The 12381-nt window shown below is 40.3% G+C and carries 10 protein-coding genes; 6 read left to right on the top strand and 4 right to left on the bottom strand.

Features of this window, described 5'->3' with window-relative positions; all coding sequences use genetic code 11:
- From ACS8FC_RS13555 to repM, 3 genes are all read left to right on the top strand, one after another.
- On the top strand, positions 1-1724 hold a 1724-nt coding region (locus tag ACS8FC_RS13555), incomplete at its 5' end, for a MobA/MobL family protein (RefSeq protein WP_439297163.1).
- Positions 1725-1726: 2 nt separating this feature from the next.
- A complete protein-coding gene (locus ACS8FC_RS13550) occupies positions 1727-2530 on the top strand; it encodes a hypothetical protein (protein ID WP_439297162.1) in 804 nt (267 codons plus the stop codon).
- Between the two features lie 287 nt (positions 2531-2817).
- Entirely contained in the window at positions 2818-3765 is a 948-nt protein-coding gene (gene repM, locus ACS8FC_RS13545; RefSeq protein WP_439297161.1) for a replication initiation protein RepM, read from the top strand.
- 182 nt (positions 3766-3947) lie between these two features.
- On the opposite strand, the gene ACS8FC_RS13540 is transcribed toward repM, so the two are convergent.
- The 4 genes from ACS8FC_RS13540 to ACS8FC_RS13525 form a co-directional block, all read right to left on the bottom strand.
- Positions 3948-5156: an alpha-hydroxy acid oxidase gene (locus ACS8FC_RS13540; protein WP_062846045.1), complete on the bottom strand. Its 1209-nt coding sequence runs from the start codon at positions 5154-5156 to the stop codon at positions 3948-3950.
- Positions 5157-5287: 131 nt separating this feature from the next.
- Positions 5288-7048, bottom strand: a complete 1761-nt coding sequence (locus tag ACS8FC_RS13535; RefSeq protein ID WP_345832723.1) for an L-lactate permease — start codon at positions 7046-7048, stop codon at positions 5288-5290.
- A gap of 521 nt (positions 7049-7569) precedes the next feature.
- Positions 7570-8103 carry a hypothetical protein gene (locus ACS8FC_RS13530; protein ID WP_087816255.1) on the bottom strand — a complete coding sequence of 178 codons (534 nt, stop codon included), beginning with the start codon at positions 8101-8103 and terminating at the stop codon, positions 7570-7572.
- On the bottom strand, positions 8103-8396 hold the full coding sequence (locus ACS8FC_RS13525) for a mobilization protein MobS (protein ID WP_087816251.1): 294 nt from the start codon (positions 8394-8396) through the stop codon (positions 8103-8105). The genes ACS8FC_RS13530 and ACS8FC_RS13525 overlap by 1 nt, the downstream gene beginning before the upstream one ends.
- Positions 8397-8651: 255 nt before the next feature.
- Between ACS8FC_RS13525 and ACS8FC_RS13520 the strand changes: the two genes are divergently transcribed.
- The 3 genes from ACS8FC_RS13520 to ACS8FC_RS13510 form a co-directional block, all read left to right on the top strand.
- A complete protein-coding gene (locus ACS8FC_RS13520) occupies positions 8652-10736 on the top strand; it encodes a MobA/MobL family protein (RefSeq protein ID WP_439297160.1) in 2085 nt (694 codons plus the stop codon).
- 221 nt (positions 10737-10957) lie between these two features.
- Entirely contained in the window at positions 10958-11977 is a 1020-nt protein-coding gene (locus tag ACS8FC_RS13515; RefSeq protein ID WP_439297159.1) for a replication initiation protein, read from the top strand.
- Between the two features lie 165 nt (positions 11978-12142).
- On the top strand, positions 12143-12381 hold a 239-nt coding region (locus ACS8FC_RS13510), incomplete at its 3' end, for a hypothetical protein (protein ID WP_439297158.1).

Genomic DNA, 12381 nt, shown 5'->3' with positions numbered 1-12381 from the left:
TCGCATCGACTAAATCTATATCACGAGGTAATGGACAAAGTGCCGTTGCTTCTGCGAGCTATCGTGCTGGTTGTGAATTGGGAGATAAGCGATACGGTAAGACCCACGACTACTCAAAAAAGCATGGGGTAATGAGTGCGGATATCATTTTGCCGTCAGCATTGGCAGCTGCCAATGCTGATATTGATCGTAGTGATTTATGGAACAAAGCGGAAGCTGCCGAAAAAAGAAAAGATGCGCGTGTGGCTCGTGAATGGCTGGTTAATCTACCGCATGAATTAAGCGCAGAAGACCGCAAAGAGCTGGCGCACCAGTTCGCCCAAACCTTAGCAGACCGTTACGGCACGATTGCCGATTGCGCCATTCACAAGCCTACCGACAAAGAGATTGAGCGAGGCGCAGACCCTCGTAACTTCCACGCCCATATCCTATTCACCACGCGCACCGCAGCACTCGACCAAGACAACAAAATTATACTGATCGACAAAGCGACTATTGAGCTGTCCGATAACAAGCGGCGTTCGCTTGGTATGGAACGTGTGAGCCATGAGATTACAGACGTTCGCCAAATATGGGAGCAGATCGCCAACGAAAAACTAGCCGAGCATGACCATAGATTGATTGATAGTCGCAGCTATGCCGCGCAAGGTATTGATATTGAGCCACAGCTCAAAATGGGGTCAGTCGCTACCAAGCTGGAACGTGACAAATACGAGCAAGAGCTAAAAAAAGCGGCGCAAGCAAAGGAGAAAGGCGAGGTTTACGAGATTGATAAAACGCCAGCAACACAGCTCGGCACCATCAACGAAATAATCCACAAGCGCAACGAGCTGGTATGGGGCGTAGCGCTTGCCAAAAATCAGACAGTAAATGATGCTGCTGAACAAATTATCTTTAATGGTCATAAAATCAAAGATATTGAGCACACCACACCGCCACCAATACAGGCGATCAGTAACGATTCGCCCACGCCAAGCAGGGCAACCGCAGTAGATGAACCTATTAAAAATTCTGAACCGCCAAGCGCACCAAAGCCTAAAGCACCCACGCTAGACGCGGTTGCACAAGCAATGGCAATGGCGAAAGGGGTTGCCACTCGAAAAGCCGACGAGCAAAAACAAAAAGAGTTGGCGCTGGAGCAGCAGCGACAGCATGAGCTTGCCGAACAACAAAAACGTGAACAAGCCGAACGTGAGCGCATTGAACAGGTACGAGTCGACAGAGCAAGGCAGCAGCAAGCGGTAGCCGAGCAGCTGAAGCGTGAAAGTCAGCAATTCATGGTAGATAAAAAAGCGCTGTATGCAGCCGTAATGGCACAGTTAGAACAGCATACACAGAAAGGGATTGATCCAAACAACAAGGTAGGCAAACCTATTTTAGCGATTTCAGTCGCTAATGAGGTCATGCACAACCTTAATCACTATATGGATAACCCAGATACCACACAGAGACAGCACGAGCTTGCGTTAAATGAGCGTGGCGCGTTAACGGACTTAGTGATCGACAAATCAACGCAAGCATTGAATGAAATTAAAAATCTACACTATACCAGTGAGCGTAAAACGCACACAGCAGCTCTACAAGGCGTTTTAACTGAATTTACAGACAATCACGGGCAAAGCGTCGATAAAACGCAGGAAAAAGCCCTAGAGAGCGCACAAAAAGCCGTTGCAGACTACAGTAACGAGATCAATCGCAGCCATAGCTATGGATTAGGAAGATAAAAATGTCAGAGATACCCAACCTTGAAGACCTGCTTACCGCTATTGCAACGCTTACCGAGCATAACACCGCATTGCTCACGCAAAGAGAAGAACAGTATCAAGCGATGGCAGCGAGAGACACCGCCACTGCAAAGCTTGTCAACGAACTAACCGCACAGCTCAAAGATTATCAAGAACGAGAAAATAAAATTAAATCAGCGATTGTTGCCGGTACAGCTAAAGAGGTTCGCCTAGAGGTTGCTGATCTTCTTAATTACTACTCTAACCAGCTAACACAAGGCGTTGGTGGTCACGTTGAGCAAGCAAATACGCAGCTAGAAAAAACGATAGGTATAGCGAAGACACAGATAACCCAACTGTCTAAATTATCAACTGAGATGAAAGGAACTTTTGATACTAACTTTAGCAGCTTAAAGCTTTTTTCTGAGTCTTTTGAAGATCAAAACAAGAAATTGGCTAATGATGCAAATATTGCGTTGACGAGTGTTAGAACTCAAGCAAAGAAAGGGGCTGAGCAGTACACAAAGCAGTTATCAGATGAGTTTGCTAAATCACTGAGCTGGAAGGCTTCTGCTTTAGTAGGTGGTATCTGTGCTTTCATATTTGCAATCACTTTATTTTCTGTTTGGTTACTTGTACCTAGTAAAGCAGACATTGCAGAACGTCAAACTAAGTATGACAGTTTAGCAGCAGCTAAAATTGCTCATAATGTCGTTAATGGTCAGGATGGTGAATTTTATGCGAGAATTAAGCCAAAATCATGTTTTATAGGTACAGATAAGTATCAATACTGCAAATTTAGATAGCTCAAAGCCCTTATCTTTTTAATTAATAAAAAAAGAAAAAAAGGCTTTTAATGCTTTTAAATGCTTTTAAATGCTTTTAGACAAGCTGTAAGCCTTACGTATAGAGGGCTGTAGAGACCATATGACTACGTCTAGTTACCCATATGACTACGTCTAGTTACCCATATGACTACGTCTAGTTACCCATATGACTACGTCTAGTTACCATTAATCTACTTATTTTTTTATGTAGTTTTATATACTTCAATATGATAACGTAGTCATTATTTAGTTTATGGATGAATTAAATGTCAAAAGGTAACTTGGTTGTTAAAACGAATCAGCTCAATTCAGCATTACAAAACCTATCTCTGCCTGAAATTCGTATCATTCAGTTGGCAATAGTAGATGCGAGAGAAACGAATACGGGATTAAGTACCGATAAGCCGTTGCGCATTGATGCATTGCGCTACGCAGAAATTTTTGAAACAACGCGTCAGAATGGTTATCAGCGTATGAAGGATGCTGAGGAAAACTTATTTAATAGGCGTTTTAGTTATGTAGACGAGAGAGGAAAGCTTGTTAAATCTCGTTGGATTCAGCAAGTTACCTATCTTGATGATGAAGGTGCAATTGAGTTGGTATTTACGCTTGCTGTGGTTAATGGCATTAGTCGTATTGATGGTGCAGAAGATTTTTTCACTTCATATTTGCTTGAGCAAACCGCCAGTATGGATAGTATTTACTCCGTTAGGTTGTATGAGCTACTCATACAGTGGTTAGCTGCCAAGCAAACGCCCTTGTTTGATCTTGATAATTTCAGAAATCAGTTAGGTGTAGAAGATCACGAATACAAGCGTATGGGTAACTTTAAGTTAAGGGTTTTAGACCTTGCTGTTAAAGAAATTAATGAAAAATCAGATATTAAAGTCAGTTATTCTCAGGTGAAAAAAGGTAGGACTATTACAGGCTTTAAGTTTAAAGTTCATGAGAAAACTAAAATTAAGGCTAACAAAGAAAATCAGCTACGTGATGTTGATACTGCTGATATGTTTACGGTAGAAGGTCTAAATGATAAACAGCTGGGACGTATTGCTCGTAACCCTCAGTTTATGACTGACTATAATCATATAGTTAGCCCTACTAGCCCAGCTGGACAGTCGCAGCAGGGATGGGAGTTTGAGATGATTAATCGCCTTAAAAAAGACGCTTCTCAGTTTAAAAAACGTCCAATAAGGGATTATTTAGAGTATTAAGGCTAGCTGTTTATTATAAGTGGTTCCATTATACCAGTCTGTTTTAAGTAGGCTGTTAATAGGTTTGAAGGGCAAAATAACTGGTTACCTTGGGGTATACCTTAATAGAACCAGTGAAAACTGATTTCTTCTATCCAAAGTTATTTCTCATAACATTTCTTATGAGAACAATGATTCGAGAGTCACCAGCGCATAGGTGCTATATAAGGCAGAGCAGATTTGAGTTGCTCATAAGTACCATTTACCAGAATATCATCTGTTACTTCCTGAATATTAGTATGACCACAGAATGCCATGCTGATATCACATTCTTTATAAATGATCTCAAGCGCACGACGTACACCATCTTCGCCATAAGCACCAAGTCCGTAAAGAAACGCGCGGCCAATAAGTGTGCCTTTGGCACCCAATGAGATTGCTTTTAAGACATCTTGACCAGAGCGGATACCGCTGTCTAACCATACTTCGATATCACTATTCTCAGCATGAACCGCTTGTATAATATCACTTAGCGCAGCAATAGAAGATGGTGCACCATCTAATTGACGCCCACCATGATTCGAAACCACCAGTGCATCAGCCCCACTACGTGCGGCCATGATCGCATCTTCAGGCTCCATAATGCCTTTTATAATGAGCTTACCGCCCCACATATCTTTGATGCGCGCGACATCATCCCAGCTAAGTGCAGGATCAAATTGCTCTGCCGTCCACGCTGATAAAGAAGAGATGTCTTCGACATTTTTAGCATGACCGACAATATTACCAAAAGTACGCCGTTTAGTACCCAGCATATTCATGCACCATTGCGGTTTGGTCATTAAGTTTAAAATATTGGCAAGCGTTGGTTTAGGGGGTGCAGAAAGACCATTTTTAATGTCTTTATGACGTTGCCCTAATACTTGTAAATCGGCGGTCAAGATAAGCGCTGAACAATTGGCTTCTTTGGCACGGCGAATTAGGTTGGCTATAAATTCCTGATCGCGCATCATATACAGCTGAAACCAAAACGGTGCACTAGTATGCGTCGCCACATCTTCAATAGAACAAATACTCATAGTCGATAGCGAAAACGGTACACCAAATTTCTCAGCCGCGCGCGCCGCATGAATCTCACCATCTGCCCACATCATACCCGTGAAGCCTGTTGGCGCGATCGCTACGGGCATATTGACAGGCATCCCCAGCATTTCAGTAGCAAGCGATCGTCCTTCCATATTGATCATCACACGCTGGCGCAGCTTTATACGGTCAAAGTCAGTCTCATTATTATGATAGGTGGTCTCAGTCCATGAACCGGAGTCGACATAATCATAAAACATACGGGGTACTTTACGTTCAGCGACTTGGCGCAAGTCTTCAATATTTGTAATTTTGCTTAAATCTTTCACGGGGTTTTCCTTGATAACTATTTAGTAATTGTAATGTAGTCACTGTAACTAACCATTCTGAATCTAATATAGATAATACAATGGCGTCAGAATGATGAGTTCATAGGATTTTTTAGTGTAGCTATTAAATATTAATTAATTGCCTTTTTTCTACTGGTCAGCGACATTAGTACAAAAAATACTATTGGCCAAATGATAGCCAAAATCCACCACCATAAATCACCAAAAATGATACCCATACCAATTAATCCAGCTTGAATGACATAGTAAATCATTGCTAGCAAGGTTTTTCGAATCACGTAACCTTCTTTATCTATTAATCCGACCACTGCACACGCGGCAACCACGTTATGTACTGAAACCATATTACCAGCCGCACCGCCCACCGCTTGAAGTGCCACCACTTGTGCCGCATGACTGCTATTAAGGCCAATTTGGCTGGCAGTTGACCACTGAAAATAAGAAAACATCATATTACTGATGGTATTGGAACCTGCAATGAACGCACCCATTGCGCCAATCCATGGCGAGACTAGCGGCCATGCATTTTGAAACGCCCCAGCCGCACTTTCAGCCAATAATATCGGCATGGCTGGTAGCGAAGTGGCGACATCGGCGGCTGAACCTGAATTAATAAATACTTGTACCATCGGCACCGAAAACAATAAAGCTGGCGCTGCCGCAATCATAGTTTTTGCTGAATTAATCCAACTACGTTTTACCGCTTGTCTGTTCATTTTAAACAGCAATATACACAGTAATGAAGTAATAATTAAAATAGTACCCGGAGAATAAGCGAGTTGTATTTTACTAGAAATAGTCGTACCAAAAAGATTGGCAAGGTTAATCGTTGTGAAGTCCCCTACCAAAAAGTTTTTCAGCGGTGTCACAACCCGAGATACAATTAATAGCCCAATAACAATAATATAAGGAGAAAATGCCCTTATTAAAGTAAACTTTGGTGCTATTGAATCATCATATTGTTCTTCGTCCAAAGTACCTAGCCAATCTTTGTCCCAGTCGTCTCGGGGTGCAAAATCGAAGATATCTTTCGGCATTAAAAATCCGCGCTTTGCCGCAGGAAGTACAATCAGTAAACCGATAAAACCGCCTACTAATGATGGAAACTCAGGACCTAGGTATTTAGCCACCAAAAAGTAGGGAATGGTAAAGCTGAGACCGGCAAAGAGTGCAAAAGGCCACACTTTGAGCCCTTCGATAAAAGAGCGTTTTTCGCCAAAAAATCGCGTCAAAAATGCACTTAAAATTAGCGGAATTAAAAAGCCTACTAATGCATGTAACAGCCCGATATTAGCGGTAATTTGTAAGAGATAATTTTCAGCAGAGGTCGGCGCAATAGACTGAGCTAGATCTTGTTTATCACTGATACCAGACCAAACGCCAAGTAATATCGGTGTGCCAACGGCACCAAATGACACCGGCGTAGACTGGATAATCAACATGACCATAACAGAAGCCATTGCTGGGAAACCTAGCGCCAATAATAGTGGAGTACCGATAGCAGATGGCGTACCAAATCCTGATGAGCCCTCCACCAATGAGCAGAATAACCACGCCACAATGATTGCTTGAACGCGTCTGTCAGGCGAGATATCCATAAAACCTTTACGAATGGCGATGATGGCACCACTTTCTTTTAAGGTATTAAGTAACAAGATAGCCGCAAATACGATGAATAAAATCGTGAGCGCTACAATAATACCGTTAACAGTGGCAGCAGCGACTTGAGCGCCACTAGCATGCCAAACGAAAAAAGCTAGCAATGCCGTTGCAAGATAAGCTGCGCTCATAGATATTTTTGCCGGTAGCCGCAGGACTACAAGTAACAAGAAAACGACGAGAATAGGCGCTAAAGCCAAAAAGGTATACATTATAACAATCCTTGTTGATAAGTGTACCAGCCAATTATTTTATTAAGCTGGAATCACTAAACCTGAAGTTATGCCAAAGTCTTTTTAGCTTTTAAATAACATATTATTATTTGACTTCAACAGTCCTCTGTTTTTATATTTTTACGAATATAAGAATATCTTTAAGTTATCGAGATTCGATAGTTCTTCTGTATTTAATATGGTAAATTGCTTGGACAGCCAAAATAGCAAAAGTGGACAAATTATACTAGTAAATAAATATAGATCAAAAAATTAAAAGTTATGACGATCTTGATCAGCGAGTCTTTGATTATAATCTCGATGATTACAGTAATGAGCCCTATCGTCGATTGCTCTCGTTAATCCTGCATAAAATAAAAGCCACCAATCTCTATATATAAAGTAAGGGGCTTGATAGCGAGGCTAAAAAAAGATGAGCTACAACTGAAAATTTAAGTCCTCACTAGGGTACCGAACCAATTTTGAGAATAAGCAGGGGAAATAGCTTCTTCACTTATTTTTTAGTAGGTATCCAATTTCCTTTTAATCTCTTCAGAGACTTCCATTATATCGGCATCGATAGCCATGCCTATTTCAGTCAGACAAGCGGCATCTCCTTGTGTCGCAAACTCAAGATTTGTCGTTGGTGTTGTTACGCCCCCAGTAAATATTTTCTCACCCAATTTAATTTTTATGCCTTTCAGTACAATAGTTTTTTCCTCTTCTAAATAAACGACATCATCCGGAGGAAATAAGGGCGTCATATATTTATCTTTGGCGACTTGCAACATAAGACAATTATCTTTAATAACAAATTTGCCACTTACGATACCTGGCATTTGACCGCCCGTAGATAGACCACTAAATATGTCGGACAGTGACTTAGTAGAGTCTCGTTGTGGTAACACTGATGGGCTCTCATTGTTAAGGGCAGTTCTTTCTTCTATTGGTGTTACTTGGTAGGATTTTAAGGTAGTACAGCCAAATAAAACCGGAAGTAAAAAAAATCCAAAGGCGGTTGCTATTAAACAGGTACTTGATTTTGAGTTATGCATTAGTTTGTCTCATCGTTATTATTGGCATTAACTTTATTTCCAAGCTCCTTTACCAAATCTGCCATTAAATCCTTATCCGTCTGTCTGCTCAAAAAATCTAATAGATGGTTAGCTGTATAATCCTTTAAACCATCTACTGAATCATTCTCTAACGCATCTACAAGAAAAGCACCCAGTAGTATTTTTTGCCGTGTCAGCTTCTTATCTAACTTCTGCTTCTCTCTATTTATTTTAAGCTCAAGCTCATTAATCTTTTGCTGTTCCTTTAGATCATTACCACCAAGTAAGCTCATACCTTCCTCTTAAATACCAAACTACCTATTCACCCAACTATAGCAACTTCGCCAATACCTAACAACAGTTTATGATATAGTTAATTGACGGATGGTTAAGTCCCACTGACTAAGTGCGAGTTTTCGACTTCACAAATGTTTATTCCCTACGGTTATACATTTATGAAGTCAAAACATCGGCAGGGGTAAGACCCCCACACCCCCAGCACTACGAAAAGACGTAGTGCTAAAAATCAAAAGCTAGAGCATATAGAAATGGCTATTTTTATCGCATCGACTAAATCTATATCACGAGGTAATGGACAAAGTGCCGTTGCTTCTGCGAGCTATCGTGCTGGTTGTGAACTGGAAGATAAGCGATACGGTAAGACCCACGACTACTCAAAAAAGCATGGGGTGATGAGTGCGGATATCATTTTGCCGTCAGCGTTGGCTGCTGCCAATGCTGATATTGATCGTAGTGATTTATGGAACAAAGCGGAAGCTGCCGAGAAACGCAAAGATGCAAGAGTGGCTCGCGAATGGCTGATTAATCTACCGTATGAGTTAAGTGCGAAAGATCGTAAGACATTGGCACACAAGTTCGCCCAAACCCTAGCGGATCGTTACGGCACGATTGCCGATTGTGCCATTCACAAACCAACTCAAAGAGAAATTGATCGTGGTGCCGATCCTCGTAACTTTCATGCTCATATTATGTTCACCACGCGTACCGCAGCACTTGGCAACAGCAACGAGATCATATTGACTGAAAAAGCTGATATTGAGCTGTCCGACACGAAGCGTCATAAGCTTGGCATGGAACGAGTCAGTGTTGAGATTAAAGAGGTTCGCCAACTATGGGAGCAGCTTGCTAATGAAAAATTAGCCGAGCATAAGCACGATTTGATAGATTGCCGTAGCTATGCAGATCAAGGCAAAGATATTGAACCACAACTTAAGATGGGCAGCGTTGCGACTAAGCTGGAGCGTGACGCATATGAGACAGCTAAATTGGTAGCAATGGAAAAAGGCGAGGTATTTAACGGCATTGCGCCAGTGACGATTAGGGGTGAAATCAACGCCATGATCGCGGAGCGTAATAGCTTAGTGCTAGAAACGTCCAATAGAATTATTTTTGAGCAGCGAGATTACGATGAACGACTTGAAACAACAAAACGATATATTGATCGAGCGAATCAAAGAATTAGAAACACAAAACGACAAATTGAGCGAACAGAACAAGACATTGAGTGGTCAAGTAAGCGATGCAAAAACCTACCAAACTGGATTGATGGAAACCACAAAGCAATTGAGAGCAACACAAGAAAAAGTTCAAACACAGCACGAGCAAATGAAAAACTCACACAAAGAATTAACAACACAAAACAATCAATTAACAGCATCACTAAAGCTATCGGAAGATCAGATATTGAAATTAACAGCGCAGTTGAACAAAGCGCCAGACCAGCTCCAAACCCCTTTGATGATAACTACAGACGAGCCTTTTATGAGCGAAAAAGACGAATTGATCGAGAGCTTAGAGAGTACGATAGACAAGCTAAAAGAGAAAGTTACGCGGATGAGAAAGACAATAATGATCTTAGAGCGACGTTAAGCGCTTTTGCTCATCGATTAATGACTCGACACCATGAAAAGTTCAGCTTGCGCCCAGGCTTTCGCGATAATCCTGCTGACTACCCTGAAAAATTTGACTATCGGCAAGTCAAAGTCCTTGATCGCTTCGCTAATGAATTGGGTTTAACCAACGATTTTAATAGCTTCAGAGAGGAACAGCGGCGCATTGCGGACTTGTTGTTTACGTTTGACGTGATGCAAAACAACCTGAATGCCATGGATATATTGATTAACAGACAAAAAGAACGTAAAAACTATCACGAAGTCATAGCCGATTTTGATGCATTCATTACTAGCTTAGATGCTAGCAGAACAGCCAAAAACAATGAGTTGCAAGGCTCGTTGGGTCGTAGTGATATTAGCCGAATGACGGCAGAAACGCTAACAGCGTTCAATTATTTAGATAACATTGAGCAGTACATAAGCAAAGAAACCACTGCTAACGAATGCAAAGTATTAGCTCAGGAGCATATCAGCGAGACTCTAAGAAGAACCTCTACACAGTATGAACTTGCCTATCAAGGATTAAGAACATTGGATAGTAACGAAAGCGTCCAGAAGCATGCTAGAACGCTTGAATCTAGTTTAAGTAGGTTTAATACTAAATATGCTGATAAGTTGACTGAAAGCGATATCAAGAGCATTAATAATGGATTGGAAGTCCTTAGTCAGAAATTAGAGATTTCTAAACCTATTAATCGACCTTATCCTTCTCCTTTTTAATCTTATCCACAACTTTTTTACTTCCCCGTTTCTTTAAGGGTTTTTATTTACTCCTGTTTACTCCTGTTTACTCCTGTTTAAGAGGCTTTTTTACCTTTTTAAATCAATATGTTACAGAGAGAAAAAACAGTAAATGAGCAGAAAAAACAGTAAATGAGCAGAAAAAACAGTAAATGAGCAGAAAAAACAGTAAATGAGCAGAAAAAACAGTTATATAGAAAGTGCTGTTTTTATTATATACTATTGATGCTAATATACCTCATACATTTATAAAAATAGTAAATGAGCAGGACGAGAAAATGGAAAATAACTTAGTTGTCCAGTCAAATGATCTAATCTTAGCAACGTATACCATGCAAAAGACAGACAAAGAGCTAATACTCGCTTGTATCAGTCAAATTGACAGCAGACCTGATGCGCCACAGGTCACACAAGACACAGAATACAAAGTGTCAGTTGATGATATGAAATCGCTCTTCTTTGGTAAGAAGTCCAAGAATGAGCAGAATATTTATCGTGACATAGAGAGTGCAAGCAAGCGTTTGTATGACGTTGATATTGTAATGAGCTTGCCTGAAAATAAGACGCTTCAAACAAGGCTTGTCAGTAGTATTGTCTATGATCCTGACAACGGAGAAGTTGTATTATCATTTGCAAGTAAAATACTGCCATATTTAACGCAACTTAAAGCTAACTTTACTAAGTATAGGCTATTGGAAATAGGTGAATTATCGAGCATTCACTCAATCAGAATGTATGAATTGATAGTCATGTGGGTTAATCAGTTTCAATACAGCAAAGAGTTTAGCTTAGAAGAGCTAAAGTACGTAATGAACGTCAAGAACAAATATAAACAGTTCGGACAGCTAAAAGATAACGTGATTGAAAAAGCAATAAATGATATCAACGAAAATACAAACTATAGAGTTAGTGTGGAGTATAAAAAGAAAGCTAGAGGTAAGGGGTATAAAGGCTTAATACTCAAGTTCCATAAAAAAACATTAGACAAATTAACCAATAAAGATGATACCTTGTCACCGTCCGCCATTCAGGCCATCGTCGATAATGTGCAATTTATGAATGACTATAACAACCACTCAAGCCTAAGTTATGACGGCAGAATGCATACTGATGCATTTAAGCGTGAAATGATTAATATCATACAGCGAGAGCCTGAAAGTTTTAACAAACCCAATAAAGGCTTAGAAAGCTATTTACCGAAAGCTAAGCAAGGCTTCTAAACTTATGATAACCGTTAATAAAGAAGACTTTCCCAAAGTTTGCATAACTGCTGTTTGTCTCTAATCAATACTTACACAGAATCCAGGATACGCCCTTTTGCTTACACTCAAAAATGAGCAAACAAGCGAAGCACGTTAGTTATTACTTAGATAAGGCAAATATTAATGAAAAAAATACTGTTCGTAATTATATTATCCATTTTTTCTAATAACGTTTTTGGTGCAGAATTATGGCAAGGTTTAAATTCTGGTGCTACTTCTCAAGAAATAATAAAAAAATTTCCAAGTGCTAAGGAAGATCGTTATAACACATTGATCATGAAGGACTACATGATTTTTGGAAAGAATTTTACTGTAGAATTTAGAATGGATGAGGATAAGCTTAAAGTAGTGAAATTAAAAAC

Source organism: Psychrobacter sp. 1Y4 (assembly GCF_051847555.1).
Note: the sequence above shows the minus strand (reverse complement) of the source record. Positions and strands in the feature narration are given on the sequence as shown.